Source organism: Pseudomonas arsenicoxydans (genome assembly GCF_006438915.1).
GTDB lineage: Bacteria > Pseudomonadota > Gammaproteobacteria > Pseudomonadales > Pseudomonadaceae > Aquipseudomonas > Aquipseudomonas arsenicoxydans_A.
Window position 1 is genome coordinate 438,578 of the sequence record NZ_RCZE01000006.1, and the last position, 14,805, is coordinate 453,382.

Annotated in this window: 13 protein-coding genes and 2 pseudogenes; 9 read left to right on the forward strand and 6 right to left on the reverse strand. The window is 57.6% G+C overall.

The features are described 5' to 3' along the window. Window positions 1-230 precede the first annotated feature (230 nt). The 3 genes from EAH78_RS15655 to EAH78_RS15665 all read left to right on the forward strand — a co-directional run bounded on the left by EAH78_RS15655 (window position 231) and on the right by EAH78_RS15665 (window position 6,971). Entirely contained in the window at window positions 231-3,506 is a 3,276-nt protein-coding gene (locus EAH78_RS15655; protein WP_140668311.1) for a DUF2126 domain-containing protein, read from the forward strand. Window positions 3,507-3,594: 88 nt separating this feature from the next. After that, the gene (locus tag EAH78_RS15660; protein WP_140668312.1) at window positions 3,595-6,081 is read left to right on the forward strand and encodes a circularly permuted type 2 ATP-grasp protein; all 2,487 of its coding nucleotides are present in this window, start codon (window positions 3,595-3,597) and stop codon (window positions 6,079-6,081) included. After that, window positions 6,081-6,971, forward strand: a complete 891-nt coding sequence (locus EAH78_RS15665; protein WP_140668313.1) for a transglutaminase family protein — start codon at window positions 6,081-6,083, stop codon at window positions 6,969-6,971. Before EAH78_RS15660 ends, EAH78_RS15665 begins: the two co-directional genes overlap by 1 nt. 226 nt (window positions 6,972-7,197) lie before the next feature. On the opposite strand, the gene EAH78_RS15670 is transcribed toward EAH78_RS15665, so the two are convergent. Together EAH78_RS15670 and EAH78_RS15675 are read right to left on the reverse strand one after the other, a co-directional pair. Beyond that, window positions 7,198-7,386, reverse strand: a complete 189-nt coding sequence (locus tag EAH78_RS15670; RefSeq protein ID WP_007947526.1) for a hypothetical protein — start codon at window positions 7,384-7,386, stop codon at window positions 7,198-7,200. Between the two features lie 68 nt (window positions 7,387-7,454). Continuing rightward, complete coding sequence (locus tag EAH78_RS15675) at window positions 7,455-8,042, reverse strand: TIGR00730 family Rossman fold protein (RefSeq protein ID WP_123435902.1); 588 nt, start codon at window positions 8,040-8,042, stop codon at window positions 7,455-7,457. A 344-nt stretch (window positions 8,043-8,386) separates the two neighbouring features. Between EAH78_RS15675 and azu the strand changes: the two genes are divergently transcribed. Further along, window positions 8,387-8,833 (forward strand): azurin, encoded by a 447-nt coding sequence (azu, locus tag EAH78_RS15680; RefSeq protein ID WP_140668314.1) that lies wholly within the window; start codon window positions 8,387-8,389, stop codon window positions 8,831-8,833. Window positions 8,834-9,000: 167 nt separating this feature from the next. Here azu and nadE read toward each other — a convergent pair whose 3' ends face one another. From nadE to EAH78_RS15695, 3 genes and pseudogenes are all read right to left on the reverse strand, one after another. Further along, on the reverse strand, window positions 9,001-9,828 hold the full coding sequence (gene nadE, locus EAH78_RS15685) for an ammonia-dependent NAD(+) synthetase (RefSeq protein ID WP_140668315.1): 828 nt from the start codon (window positions 9,826-9,828) through the stop codon (window positions 9,001-9,003). Window positions 9,829-9,832: 4 nt separating this feature from the next. Next, window positions 9,833-10,246: pseudogene (locus EAH78_RS15690) on the reverse strand (nicotinate phosphoribosyltransferase); the annotation flags it as partial. A gap of 111 nt (window positions 10,247-10,357) precedes the next feature. Beyond that, entirely contained in the window at window positions 10,358-10,858 is a 501-nt protein-coding gene (locus EAH78_RS15695) for a helix-turn-helix domain-containing protein (protein WP_240051884.1), read from the reverse strand. 808 nt (window positions 10,859-11,666) lie between these two features. On the opposite strand from EAH78_RS15695, the gene EAH78_RS15700 reads away from it, so the two are divergent. From EAH78_RS15700 to EAH78_RS15715, 4 genes are all read left to right on the forward strand, one after another. Further along, window positions 11,667-12,395 (forward strand): metallophosphoesterase family protein, encoded by a 729-nt coding sequence (locus tag EAH78_RS15700; protein ID WP_140668316.1) that lies wholly within the window; start codon window positions 11,667-11,669, stop codon window positions 12,393-12,395. Between the two features lie 67 nt (window positions 12,396-12,462). Continuing rightward, a complete protein-coding gene (locus tag EAH78_RS15705; RefSeq protein WP_140668317.1) occupies window positions 12,463-12,864 on the forward strand; it encodes a DUF6957 family protein in 402 nt (133 codons plus the stop codon). Next, window positions 12,864-13,271 (forward strand): hypothetical protein, encoded by a 408-nt coding sequence (locus EAH78_RS15710; protein WP_170219125.1) that lies wholly within the window; start codon window positions 12,864-12,866, stop codon window positions 13,269-13,271. Before EAH78_RS15705 ends, EAH78_RS15710 begins: the two co-directional genes overlap by 1 nt. Window positions 13,272-13,458: 187 nt before the next feature. Then, window positions 13,459-13,758, forward strand: a complete 300-nt coding sequence (locus EAH78_RS15715; protein ID WP_140668318.1) for a hypothetical protein — start codon at window positions 13,459-13,461, stop codon at window positions 13,756-13,758. Between the two features lie 44 nt (window positions 13,759-13,802). Here the strand turns inward: EAH78_RS15715 and EAH78_RS33015 are convergent, their stop codons facing one another. Beyond that, a complete protein-coding gene (locus EAH78_RS33015; RefSeq protein WP_140668319.1) occupies window positions 13,803-13,958 on the reverse strand; it encodes a type II toxin-antitoxin system CcdA family antitoxin in 156 nt (51 codons plus the stop codon). 170 nt (window positions 13,959-14,128) lie between these two features. Between EAH78_RS33015 and EAH78_RS15725 the strand changes: the two are divergent. Further along, a pseudogene (locus tag EAH78_RS15725) lies at window positions 14,129-14,397 on the forward strand (DNA polymerase V subunit UmuC); the annotation flags it as partial. Window positions 14,398-14,805: the final 408 nt, after the last annotated feature.

Here is a 14,805-nt window from a genome sequence, read left to right on the forward strand (position 1 = left end):
AGGGCAAATGTGGGAGCGGGCTTGCTCGCGATGAGGCCAGCACAGCCGTAAAAACCCACCTGACAGCTCTCGGCCGCAACATTTGCGTGCAACTGCCCCCAACCAATTTCCCGCATCGCCCGATTTTGGTGCTGTACTGCCTCAAGCAAACGGAGAAAGCGCCAGCGGTGCCGCGATGGCATAAGTCTTGCGCGCTTTCGATAACGCTTAGGGCTCGCAGGAGGCACGCCGTGTCGATTCATGTCGCATTGCACCACGTCACGCATTACCGCTATGACCGCGCCGTCGAGCTCGGTCCGCAGATCGTTCGCCTGCGCCCGGCCGCCCACAGTCGCACGCGGATACTGTCCTACGCGCTGAAAGTCTCGCCCGAGCAGCATTTCATCAACTGGCAACAAGACCCCCAGGGCAATTACCTGGCTCGGCTGGTGTTTCCGGAGAAAACCGATGAGCTGCGGATCGAAGTCGATCTGCTCGCGGAAATGGCGGTCTTCAATCCCTTCGACTTCTTCCTCGAGCCCTACGCGGAAAAAATCCCGTTTGCCTACGCCGCCGACGAGCGCAAGGAATTGGCGCCGTACCTGGAAACCCTGCCCCTGACGCCAACGTTCAAGGCCTATCTGGACGGCATCGACCGCACGCCGCTGCCCAGCGTGGATTTCCTCGTCGCGCTCAACCAGCGCTTGAGCGAAGACATCGGTTACCTGATCCGCATGGAACCGGGCGTGCAGACGCCCGAGCACACTCTCGAACACGCCTCCGGTTCTTGCCGCGACTCGGCGTGGTTGTTGGTGCAACTGCTGCGTAACCTCGGACTGGCCGCACGCTTCGTCTCCGGTTACCTGATCCAATTGACCGCCGACGTCAAAAGCCTCGACGGTCCATCCGGCACTGACGTGGATTTCACCGACCTGCATGCCTGGTGCGAAGTCTATTTGCCCGGTGCCGGCTGGATCGGCCTGGACGCGACCTCAGGGCTGTTTGCCGGCGAAGGCCACATTCCGTTGGCGTGCAGCCCCGATCCGGGCTCTGCGGCGCCGATCAGTGGCTTGGTGGAACCGTGCGAGTGCGAGTTCACCCACGAAATGTCCGTGGAACGGATTTGGGAGGCCCCTCGCGTTACCAAGCCCTACACCGACGATCAATGGCTGGCGATCCAGGCGCTGGGCCGGCAGATCGATGCCGACCTGCTGGAAGACGATGTGCGCCTGACCATGGGCGGCGAGCCGACCTTTGTTTCCATCGATGACCCGGACGGTGCCGAGTGGAACACCGCGGCGCTCGGGCCGGACAAGCGTCGACTGTCCGCCGAACTGTTCCAGCGCATGCGCAAACGCTACGCACCCAAGGGCCTCGTGCATTTCGGCCAAGGCAAGTGGTACCCCGGTGAGCAATTGCCGCGTTGGTCGCTGAACTGCTATTGGCGCCGCGACGGTGTGCCGATATGGCACAACAGCGGGCTGATCGCTGATGAACAGGAAGACTACGGCGCCGATGGCGAACTGGCCGGTCGGTTTCTCGCGAGTGTCGCCGAACGGCTGAAAATTCCGACACGCTTCGTGTTCCCGGCCTACGAAGACAATTTCTATTACCTCTGGCGCGAAGGCACATTGCCGCAGAACGTCAGCGCCGAAGACTCACGTCTGGAAGAGCCGCTGGAGCGTGCGCGCCTGCGTAAAGTCTTCAGCCAAGGGCTGGATAAAGTCATCGGCCAGGTCCTGCCGCTGGCGCGCACCGCCAAGGGTGATCAATGGCAAAGCGGTCGCTGGTATCTGCGTGACGAGCACTGCCGGCTGGTGCCGGGAGATTCGCCGCTGGGTTATCGCTTGCCGCTCGGCTCGCAACCTTGGGTGAAAGCGGCGGAGTATCCGTTCATTCATCCCAACGACCCGAATCAGGAATTCCCGGCGCTTCCCGACACCATGGCGTTGAACAGTCCGGGCGCGCCGGCCGAAGCAGTTGAGCGCGAACCGAAAATCGACGAGTCCGCCGACTGGCTGACGCGTACGGCGTTCTGCGCTGAAGCCCGGGAAGGGCGGTTGTACCTGTTCATGCCGCCACTGGAGCGGGTCGAGGACTATCTGGAACTGGTCACCGCCATCGAGGCCACTGCCGAAGAACTGCATTGCCCGGTGTTGCTGGAAGGCTATGAACCGCCAAGCGATCCGCGCCTGAGCAACTTCCGCATTACCCCGGATCCGGGCGTGATCGAAGTCAACGTGCAGCCATCCGCGACTTGGGACGAGTTGGTCGAGCGTACCGAGTTTCTCTACGAAGAAGCGCGCCAGACCCGGCTGACCACCGAAAAATTCATGATCGACGGCCGGCACACCGGCACCGGCGGTGGTAACCATTTCGTGCTCGGCGGCGCGACCCCGGCCGACTCGCCGTTTCTGCGTCGCCCCGACCTGCTGCGCAGCCTGATCAGCTACTGGCATAACCATCCGTCGCTGTCCTACCTGTTTTCCGGGCTGTTCATCGGTCCGACGTCCCAGGCACCTCGCGTCGATGAAGCACGCAATGATGCGTTGTATGAGCTCGAAATCGCCTTCGCCCAAATGCCTGAACCGGGCGAGGAATGTGCGCCATGGCTGGTTGACCGGCTACTGCGCAACCTGCTGATCGACGTGACCGGCAACACCCATCGTGCCGAATTCTGTATCGACAAACTCTATTCGCCGGACGGTGCGACCGGACGCCTTGGCTTGCTGGAATTGCGTGCATTTGAAATGCCACCACACGCGCGCATGAGCCTGGCTCAGCAATTGTTGCTGCGAGCACTGGTCGCGAGGTTCTGGCGCGAGCCGTATGCGCCGCCGAAACTGGCGCGCTGGGGCACGGAGCTGCACGACCGGTTCCTGTTGCCGCACTTTATCGAGCAGGATTTTGCTGACGTCATTGTCGATCTGAATGCGGCCGGTTATCCGGTGCGGGCCGAGTGGTTCGCTGCGCATCTGGAGTTCCGATTTCCCAAGGTCGGCGATTACGCGGTCAGTGGCATTGAGCTGCAAATGCGTCAGGCGCTGGAACCGTGGCATGTGCTGGGCGAGGAGGGCACAGTCGGCGGCACGGTCCGCTATGTGGATTCGTCGCTGGAGCGTTTGCAAGTCAAGCTCACCGGCCTGCCACCGCAACGTTATCTGCTGACCTGCAATGGCATTCCGGTGCCGCTGCAACCCACCGGGCGGGTTGGCGAGTTTGTCGCTGGCGTGCGTTTTCGTGCCTGGCAACCGACCAACTGCCTGCAACCGACCATCCCGGTCCATGCGCCGCTGGTGTTCGACCTGCTCGACACCTGGATGCAGCGTTCGCTGGGCGGCTGCCAATACCACGTCGCCCATCCGGGTGGGCGCAACTACGACAGCCTGCCGGTGAACGCCAATGAGGCCGAGAGCCGGCGAATGGCGCGGTTTTTCCGCATCGGGCACACGCCAGGGAAACTGCCTGTACCGATTGTTGAAATCAACGACGAGCTGCCGATGACGCTCGATTTACGACGTTTCTAAGTCGTACGCGACGCTCGGATTTTTCGTCTATCCGGGCGTCATGAGCGTGCGTTAGTCTGACCGTTCTTTGCTGTCTGCCGAGCTTTCCATGCCTGACCTGCTTGACCGCTACCCGCTGACGGCGGGCACTTATCACGAACTGCTCGACGACAGCGGCGCCGTACGCCCGCACTGGCGTCGGCTGATCGACCAATTGCAACGCAGCACCCCTGCGCAATTGGTGCAGCGTCAGGCCTTGTTGACCCGGCAGATCCAGGAAAACGGCGTGACCTACAACGTCTACGCCGATCCCAAGGGCGCGGATCGACCGTGGGAACTGGATCTGTTGCCGCATGTGATTGCTGCGGATGAGTGGGCGCATTTATCGGCCGGGATCGCTCAACGGGCGCGTCTGTTGAACGCGGTGCTGGCGGACCTGTACGGCCCGCAACGCTTGATTGCCGAAGGTCTGTTGCCGGCAGAACTGGTGTTTGGTCACAACAACTTCCTCTGGCCCTGTCAGGGCATTGCCCCGCCCGACGGGGCTTTTCTGCATCTGTACGCCGTTGACCTGGCGCGCACCCCCGATGGCCGCTGGTGGGTCACCGCGGACCGGACTCAAGCGCCGTCCGGTGCCGGTTACGCCCTGGAAAACCGCACTATCGTCTCGCGGGCCTTTCCCGAGCTGTATCGCGATTTGAAAGTGCAGCATCTGGCCGGGTTCTTCCGCACGCTTCAGGAAACCCTGGCACGGCAGGCCCCTCGAGATGACGAAGCGCCGCTGATCGTGTTGCTGACGCCGGGGCGCTTCAACGAAAGCTATTTCGAACACCTGTACCTGGCGCGACAGCTCGGTTACCCGTTGGTGGAGGGCGGCGATCTCACGGTGCGCGATGCCACGGTTTACCTGAAAACCCTGAGTGGCTTGCGCCGGGTTCACGCGATCATGCGTCGGCTCGACGATGATTTCTGCGACCCGCTGGAACTGCGCACCGATTCCGCACTGGGCGTGCCGGGGCTGCTCGAAGCCGTGCGGCAAGGGCGGGTGCTGGTGGCCAATGCCCTCGGCAGCGGCGTGCTAGAGTCGCCGGGGCTGTTGGGCTTTCTGCCGAAGATCAATCAGTTCCTGTTCGGCGAAGAACTGATTCTGCCGTCCGTCGCGACCTGGTGGTGTGGCGAGGCGCCGGTGCTGGCTCAGGCGCTGGAAAAACTGCCGGAATTGTTGATCAAACCGGCCTTCCCGTCGCAAAGCTTCGCGCCTGTGTTTGGCCGTGATCTGAGTGAAAAGCAGCGTCAGGGCCTGGCCGAGCGCATGCAGGCGCGGCCTTATGCCTATGTCGCGCAAGAAATGGCCCAGTTGTCCCAGGCGCCGATCTGGCAGGCCGAGGACGGTCAGTTGCAACCGCGTGCCATCGGCATGCGCGTCTACGCGGTGGCCAGCCATGACGGCTACCGGGTTTTGCCCGGCGGTCTGACTAGGGTGGCTGCCGAGGCAGACGCCGAAGTGGTGTCGATGCAGCGCGGTGGGGCGAGCAAGGACACGTGGGTGCTGGGGGACCGCCCGCCCAGCGGCGAGCAATGGAAAACCCAGCGCACGATCGGTGTACATGACCTGGTTCGGCGAGATCCTTATCTGCCCTCGCGGGTGGTGGAAAACCTGTTCTGGTTCGGCCGCTATTGCGAGCGTTGCGATGACAGCGCGCGACTGCTGCGGATCGTGCTGGCGCGCTACGTAGACGGCGATGATCCACAGGCCTTGCAGGCGGCCGTCGACCTCGGTGAGCGGCTTCACCTGTTGCCCGATGAAGGCGAGTTGCCGGAGCGGTTGTTGGCCGCTTTACTCGGTGACGATTGGCCATTCAGCCTGCGCTCCAATCTGCAACGCTTACAGTGGGCGGCCTCGCAAGTGCGCGGCAAACTCTCGCGGGAAAACTGGCAGGCGCTGGTGGAATTACAGCGCGAAGCCATGGAACTGGAAACCGAAGAACCGGACTTTGGCGAGCTGTTGGACTTCCTCAACCGTCTCGTGATGTCGCTGGCGGCGCTGTCAGGTTTCGCCCTGGACGACATGACTCGCGACGAAGGCTGGCGTTTTCTGATGATTGGCCGTCGGATCGAGCGCCTGCAATTTCTCAGTGCCAGCCTGGCAGCGTTTTTGCGCGGTGCCGGGGCTTTCGATCAGGCCGGGCTGGAATGGCTGCTGGAGTTGGGCAACAGCAGCATCACCTACCGGTCGCGGTATCTGGCGGTGGCGCAATTGCTGCCGGTGCTTGACCTGTTACTGCTCGATGAGCAGAACCCGCACGCCGTGCTGTTCCAGTTGAAACTGGTGACGCGGACCCTGAAACGCTTGAATGACGATTTTGGCGTGCCACGCGAAGCCGGTTTGCCGCTGTTGGTGGAGCGGCTGGCGCAGTTTGATCTGGGCTGCCTGGAAAACGCCTTGTTCGGTGAAGCCAGCGTTCGCGCCGCGCTCGATGGGCTGGCCGATTTGCTGCAAGAGATCGCCGACGCCAGCGGGCAAGTCTCGGATCGCCTGGCCCTGCGCCATTTTGCCCATGTCGATGACGTCAGCCAGCGTACGGTGTCCGTCTGATGAGTGCTCACTACCAGATTTTCCACGACACCCATTATCACTATGACAGCCCGGTCTCTTTGGCCCAGCAGCTCGCGCATCTCTGGCCGCGGCCCTGCGCCTGGCAGCGTTGCACTGCCAGGCAATTGCAGATCAGTCCCGACCCGACCACGCGCCGGGATGAGCTGGACGTATTTGGTAATCCGCTCACGCGCCTGGCCTTCGAGCGTCCGCACGATGAATTGCTGGTCAATGCCAGCCTGACCGTCGAGGTCCTGCCCCGGCCCGCGCTGGACTTCAATCAGTCGCCGCCCTGGGAAGACACACGCAATGCGTTGACCTACAGCAGCCAGCCGCTGTCCGCCGACATACTGGAAGCCTGTCGGTATCGGTTCGAATCGCCTTACGTGCATTTGAAGCGCAATTTTGTCGAGTTCTCCGAGAGCTGCTTTCCAGCGGGGCGACCGTTGCTGTGGGGTGTTCAGGCACTGATGGAGAAAATTTTCAGCGAATTCACCTTCGACGCCGAAGCGACCCAAGTGGCGACGCCGTTGGTGGAAGTGCTGGAGCGCCGGCGCGGGGTCTGTCAGGACTTCGCTCACCTGATGCTCGCGTGCGTGCGTTCCCGTGGTCTGGCCGCGCGTTATATCAGCGGTTACCTGCTGACTCAGCCGCCGCCCGGGCAGCCCCGATTGATCGGCGCGGACGCGTCCCACGCCTGGGTCTCGGTGTTTTGCCCGGTGCTGGGCTGGGTCGATTTCGACCCGACCAACAACGTTCAGCCGGCACTCGAACACATCACGCTGGCCTGGGGCCGGGATTTCTCCGATGTCTCGCCGTTGCGTGGGGTGATTCTGGGGGGCGGTAATCACGACCCTGAAGTGCGCGTCACCGTAATGCCGCTGGATTAACGCAGATCCCTTGTAGGAGTGAGCCTGCTCGCGATAGCGGTGATCCAGATAAACAAATGTTGAATGTGCCGCCGCTATCGCGAGCAGGCTCACTCCTACAGGGGGGGCTGTATGCGTTCTTTGGATTGGGGTAATTCAGAGGGGGACTGTGAGGGTCAGCAAAAGTAACTGCTGACCCTGGACACAGATCCGGTGGGCCTGATCAGATCATCCGGCCCTGAGGGTCTCAGGCGTCGGGCGCCTGATCTTTCGGTGCTTCAGTTTCGTCTGTAGCCACTTCGCCTTCGGCATCCGGGTTCAGTGCTGCTGCTTCTTCTTCAGCTGTAGCTTTCTTGCGCTGAAGCTTTTCCTCTTTCTTCTGCTCCTTGGCCAAGTCTCTCTGACGTTTGGCGAAGGAATAATTAGGTTTAGCCATGGGCGATCCTCTGGGGTCGAAGGTGAGGTTGAGCGGCGCATATTCTGCCCTGTATCGGTGCCGAGCCGTTAGCTGGGTTTTTGATCGGTCCATTTTGGCAGGACCGATGGTTGCCAGGCGTCCAGGGCATCGAGCAGGGTTTGCGGTGATTCGCTCACTTGCAGCATGTCACGGTGTGGTGCGCGAACGAAGCCTTCGCCGACGATATGATCAAGAAAACCGGTCAATTTGCTGTAGAAACCGTTCACTTCCAGCAGTCCGAGCGGCTTGCCGTGATAGCCGAGCTGGCCCCAGGTCCAGACTTCGAACAGCTCTTCCAGCGTGCCCAAGCCGCCAGGCAGAGCGATAAACGCATCACTGAGTTCAGCCATCCGCGCCTTGCGCGCGTGCATGCCGTCGACCACTTCCAGGCGCGTCAGGCCGCTGTGGCCGATTTCCTTGTCCTTGAGGCTTTGCGGGATGATCCCGATCACTTCACCGCCGGCCGCCAGTGCCGCATCGGCCACAATCCCCATCAGGCCGACGGCGCCGCCGCCATAGACCAGGGTCAAATTGCGTTTAGCCAAGGCGCGCCCCAAAGCTACCGCCGCTTCACGATAGGCTGGGTGGGTGCCGGTGCTGGCGCCGCAAAATACACAAACAGACTTCAAAGACATGCGTTTCTCCATGGTCAGGATGACCACAGAGTAAAGGCAGCTCAGTCAGGCTCCAAGGGTTAAACCTCGCGCTGAGGTGTTTCATAGGTGCCGCTGGCACCACAGGCGTAGGCGGCAAGCAAACTGCACAACAGGCTATTCAAGGACATGACAGGCGCTCCAGGCAGAGGATGATGGCCTGATCATAGGGCCGAGCCAGACGCTTGGCTGGTAGATTGTTTCGATAGGTGTCATAGCGCTAAAGTTGTATACAATTTTTGATTCAAGTCATAGGAACTTGCGAAGTTTTCAGGCAGTCTTCTGTTCATTCGCACTTTTCGTTAACCCTGCCTTGGAGATTCACCATGTTTGCCAAACTTGTTGCGGTATCCCTGCTGACACTGGCCAGCAGTCAATTGATGGCGGCTGAATGCACGACAACGATCGACTCCACTGATCAGATGACTTTCAGCAGCAAGGCCATTGAAATCGATAAGAGCTGCAAAACCTTCACCGTTGAACTGACCCACTCCGGCAGCCTGCCGAAAAACGTCATGGGTCATAACTGGGTTCTGAGCAAAGAGGCTGACGCGCAGCCGATTGCTACCGCTGGCCTGGCTGCGGGAATCGAGAAGAACTACCTTCCTGAAGGTGATGCACGCATCATTGCTCACACCAAGATCATCGGCGCTGGCGAGAAAGATTCGGTGACCTTCGACGTGTCGAAACTGGCCGCTGGCGAAGCCTACGGTTTCTTCTGCTCGTTCCCTGGCCACATCTCGATGATGAAAGGCACGGTTACCCTGAAGTAAGTCTGAATACCGCGTAATCGTTCTTCGCGAGCAAGCCCGCTCCCACATTAGTCCTGCGAAAACAGGTCAAATGTGGGAGCGGGCTTGCTCGCGAAGGGGCCGGTAGCCTCTACAAATGCTCCAGCCAAAGAAAAGCCCGCTGAGCGGGCTTTTTCATTACTCACAAATCAAGGCGCAAACGGCATCACCCGCTTGTGATGAGTCTTCTTGTAAGTCTCACAAATGATCTTGAACGCGTCCTCACGCACCGCCTCGCCGTGCAGGAACGCATCAATCTCGGCATAGGTCACGCCGTGGGACGCTTCGTCCGGCTTGCCCGGCGACAGGTCTTCCAGATCGGCAGTCGGGATTTTTTCCACCAGCGACTCCGGCGCACCAAAGCTGCGAGCAATATTGCGAACCTGATTCTTCACCAGCCCACTCAACGGTGCCAGGTCGCAGGCGCCGTCACCGAACTTGGTGAAGAAACCCATCACCGCTTCTGCCGCGTGGTCGGTGCCGATCACCAGTCCATGGGCTGCGCCGGCGATGGTGTACTGGGCGACCATGCGCATCCGCGCCTTGGTGTTGCCGAGCACGAAATCCACCGAGACCGCGTGCTTGCCTTCGAAGGCAGCGACTTCATTGGCCAGGGCTTTGACCGCGGGGCCGATGTTCACGGTGTGGCGTTCGTCCGGGGCGATGAAATCCACCGAGGCCTGGGCGTCGTGCTCATCGAACTGAGTCTCGTACGGCAAACGCACGGCGATGAATTTGTAACTCTTGTCGCCGGTGCGCTGACGCAGTTCGCGCATCGCGCGTTGGGCCAACAGGCCGGCGGTCAGGGAGTCGACGCCACCGCTGATGCCCAGCACCAGGGTCTTGAGCCCGGAATTGACCAGGCAATCCTGAATGAAACTCACCCGCCGGGCGACTTCTGCCTCAAGGGCGGCCTCGTCGGCAAACGGTGGTTGAACATTGAGCTGCTCAGCAATCTCACGCTGTACGGCTTGCATGAATTCACTCCTTGCTAGATGTGCTTGAAAGGTCGGCAGGTACTTTGAAAACGTGTCGCAAATAGGCGACGAAGTTCGGGTCTTTGCAGTGAGTCTTGCCAGGCTCATCAGAAATCTTTGCCACGGGCTGGCCGTTGCAGGCCGTCATTTTAAGCACGATGCTCATCGGTTCGACACCCGCAATATCACAGGTCAGGTGGGTGCCGATGCCAAAGCTGACATTGATCCGGCCCCGCAGCGCACGGAATATCTCCAGCGACTTGGGCAGTGTCAGGCTGTCGGAGAATGTCAGCGTTTTGCTCATCGGGTCGATGCCGAGTTTGTGATAGTGGGCGATGGCTTTTTCCGCCCAGATCACCGGGTCACCCGAGTCGTGGTTAGTGATCCTCAAAAAGTCCCATAACACTGCGTGAGTGAGTGAATGTCACTGTTTTGTATGAAATTTTTTGTGGACTAATTTTAGGCATAAAAATTTACTCACTCCTAAATCTTTCTCGATCAACGTCCATCGGCAACGTCGTGATCGTCGCTAGGCCTTCTGCCAATACCGATAGACGGTTGAGCTTGCCAATCCAAGCCTCCGTGCTACCTCCGCCTGACTCAATCCTAAAGCTCTCAGTTCTCTCACTGCATCGGCATTCTTGGTTTTTCCAGGCTTACCTGGAGGTCTCTTTTTCAGCTCTTTGCCCACAAACTGACTACGAAAAAGCTTCTCTCCTCCTTCTGCTTTGAATGAGTCAAGTTCTGCACGTGCTCGCTCTAGAGTGGTGTCGGTAGGTTCATCCTTCTGAATAGCGACGCAGAGAGCCATAAGAGCAATAGGATCGAACTGGAGGGCCTCTGCTATCTCGATCAATTTCGCAATCGTGATATTGCTCTTTCCTTGCTCCAGCTTTCCTATGTTTGCTTTCGCACTGACGTCTGCCAAATCACCGTAGTCAAAACCTCGGATTGTCCTGATTGCCCTGAGTGCTCCGGCGATCTCATTCTTAAGTGACATGGTCTGCCCTAAAAGCGAGGATAGAGCCATAACGCCAGTCTTCCGATAAACCACGTTTGGTAGTAGTATTGGAAGTTCGCGCTGATGCCTTCTCAGAGCTAAGCCGCACAATCATAGGTTTCAGAGTCTTTTGGAGATGGGCATCAGGCAGTTTTAGCGACCTGAGCACCAAACATATCACATGTATTGTCAGACGCTTTTTGATCGGATCTCGAGGAGATGCCGGTAACCAGCGAGGCGCGTTCAGGCATAGGAGACGCTTCAATGGATCGACGGAAAGCTAGGATATGAAAGATCGTCAGTGGGGTCGACTAGAGGTCAATCACTGACCCGAACGGAAAGGAAACGCGAAATGTTTATTTCACATGAATTTTATAGAGAAGGGCGACCCGGTTTCCCTGGGCCAGGACGAACCGCATGGCGAATGGTAGAACGAGAATCAATGGATCCTTGGTATCACGTCATCCTTCGGTTTACTGAGGGAGCCAGGCACCTCACTAAAAGGTTTATGCCAACTGACGCCTCTTTATTGTCCGACCTCCTGGAGCTGGAGGGCCCAACTTGCCTGGTTGAAGAGGTTCAGGTCATTACCTCACCTTGGGTCAACGGTACCTCCTCCGAACGTATGGAGAGGCTAGTGAGCCTGGTCACCGGATACGACCAAGCCGGACGGTGTGTCTTGCTGCACAAAGTTGCGAGCGGGGTTGTGTATAGCACTGCTCGAGAAAGTCTCGACTCCAGCTCACTTACCCGTATTCGGACGATCTACGAAGATTCCAAGACTGCACATTCAGCAGGTCAGGAATGTGCCGAACAATGAACAACAAGGGTGACTTCGATGAAGCTTCAAATCTACTCAGATTTGCACCTTGAGTTTGCTCAATTCGATCCCACCCCAAGCGATGCGGACGTAGTGATTCTCGCTGGCGACATTGATATCAAATCGCGCGGCGTGCGATGGGCGAACGTCACGTTCCAGTGCCCGGTGATTTACATCTGCGGAAATCATGAGTACTACGGCGGCCACATTGATCACACGCTTCGAAAAATGAAGGGCGCGGCATCGCCACATGTCCACGTTCTCGAAAACGAGGCCTTGATCCTGAATCAAACTAGGTTTTTGGTCACGACAGCGTGGACAGATTACTCCTCGACTGGAGACGTTGCTGCCGCGAAACGCATCGCTTGGGAATGGATGAACGACTTCACCGTCATCAGAGCAGATGAGAATTACCGGCGCCTTCGTCCCGATGACTTGATCGCTAGATCAAAAGCAGCCTATGCCTGGCTCACACAGGAATTGGACAAACCATTCGATGGCAAAACCGTTGTAGTTACGCACCATGCACCGGTATTGGATTACGTTGGTGATGAGCTTCCCGCACACCTCATCGCTGCTTATGCCAATGACTGGAAGGAGCTCGTGGGCAAGGCCGATGTTTGGGTTTACGGGCACACCCACGTCTCAGCGGATTTCCTCAAGAATGGGTGTCGAGTGATCTCCAACCCTCGCGGCTATCCGAGGCAACATACTGGTTTCGATCCAGATTTTCTGATCAAGATTTGATGAGCAGCCGTTCAGCACTGAACCTCAGCGAACTGAATTTCGCTGCGAACGAATTCGAGAAAATTATATGGTCACATTAGAAGAAATTTCGCAGCTACTTTACGGCGCAGGCGAGGAGATGCCTGGCTGGCAAGGCACCCAGGATGAGCTGATCACATTGGCTGCAAAAACGTTCCCAGGGAAAGCATTTTGCGTAGTGCGGCAGTGGATTTTGATCGGCCTTACGGTTAACCCGGAAGAGAAAGAAAAGCTCACGGGCATCGGTCTACTTCCGGCCACCCTATATGCTCATGAGGTCGTTCTCGATAGTCGAAATCGATTTCAGCCTGGCATGTGGGTGCGTAGCAACTTCGGAAAGTCCTTCACAGAAGGCTGCATGTTTGAAACCAAAAGTACGGTTTACCTTCTCTGGGGTTCAGGCCAGAGAAAAGAGGCCACTGTGGGTGCTGCTTTTTCGATGTCGGCCTGATGAGTGAAACGCTGACAAATCATCTGGATTCGTTTTGGAGTGTTTTGGGGATGTCTGAAATCATCGAAGTCGAATTTCATAGCAAAGAGTTGACCGACTTTCAGCTGTGCCGCCTCGGGCGAGCAAGCATCCGAAAGTATTCGGTACCGGTTACTGCGTTCATCAGCGATGCCTTCATCGCAAATGACGCATGCCATGGCGTGTCCTTCGATCACGTTGAGCAAGGTGACGCTTTTCGCCCAGCAGATGGCGGCCTTCTTCGGACAGGGAAAATTCAGAAGGTATGGAAAGAGGGGCGTTTCTGGCTTCTTGAAACTCAAAGTGGCAACTACGTCCTAGGCAGTTTCCTGCGAGGTGTCGGACGGAAGAGTTTTGGTGAGTTTCTTCAGACAGGTGAGCGTTACTGAGGTGTAAATTCAGCAACGCACCAACGTGGCGATTGTCATGCGCACACTAAATCACCTGTGACTACCTGGCTTTTGAAGGCGCTGGCGCGCAGGGGCGATTTCATCGATGGTGCACGCCTATCCATAGTGTCCTCGGACAACATTTGAGTACTCATTTACGAGCGGTTTTTTCACCCTGGAGCACGATATGGGACATCTCAGCTTGGAGGACATTTACCCTGATGAAGTGAGGGAGTACGGTCACATGCGTGTGGGTATGACTGACCTCTATGTGAAGGAAAATCATGTTACACATGGCGCTACTACGCTCGGGGAATGCCGCGATTTGACTCGCCGCTTGTTGCGCGACGAAACAGTGCAAATGGTCATCAGCGACAAGCTCGCCACGTTGCCCGATGACTACGATCCGTGGATCTGGCAGATCAACCGAAATCGCGGCTTGCAGGCCAAATATGGGGACAAGTTCGATCCTTGGGGAGACGACTGACAGTTCCATTTCCAAAGTCGTTTTTGGGGATTCTCAAAACTCGCTCATGCATCAGAAGCTCTGTAAACGCCCTGGGCTTCCACGTATTCGTTGTAGGTAGTAACGGCCTCGCTGTTCTCTGCAAGCCATTGCTCGCACTGCTTCCTCCTAAGTGCCTCGGCCAGAGCCAGCTCCAGTTGAATTTCCTCTTGAGTCTGCACGTTATTTTCCCCTAGCAGTGATAGCCAAGCTTACCGTTGAGCAAGCAGTCCATTTTTTGATGGCCAATAAGATCGTTCCAGATTGGAGCATGCTACCCAGCAAGGCTACGTCCTATTGGAGTTTGATGAGCCCGATTCACCCAGCAAGAGATCTATTGCTTGGGTGGATATTCAGCAATCGTCTCACCGAAATTGCACCAATTAAGGAGGATGTTGCGACCTACATGATGCGGGCTACCGAGAAGCTCCGGGCGCTGCAGTCTTCGTGCAGGAAATCCGCGTGTCTATCCGTAACGGCATGTCCAATCCGGAGGAAGCCAAATACGCCAATGGAGCCCTGGTGGAATTGCTCTATTCAACGGGCGACGTGCGATTGATCACAAGGGCTGCGGTGGAGCGAGTCTTCCGACCAGAATTCAAATACAGCAAAGCCGAGGTGCAAAATAATATTTTTTGAGCCTGTTAAAGGTTCGTAGGAGTTGAGCCGATTGGCCTTTAGTAAGCCAATTCTTCGAGTGTGCTATGAGCGTCAACGACCGTTTGAAATCCGTAACCGTCTGGTAAACACGCCTGTCTGACGCTATCGCTTATGTCCACTTAGGAGACCAGTGGAAAGCCTGGGTTTAGTGATTCAGCGCCGACAACTGACGATTTCAAACGGTTCCCTCATTCGGTGGGCCTCTAATTATCCTACCCAATCGACGGAAGCAGGCGGCTGGTCAACTGTTCAGATTCCGCTCCTCGCTAGACACCTCAATCTTAAGCCCACACACTATCCCCCCCCCCAAAAAACTAAGGATGGATATATGAGGCCGATGTACATCGTCGCGCTTTTGCTACTCGCGCT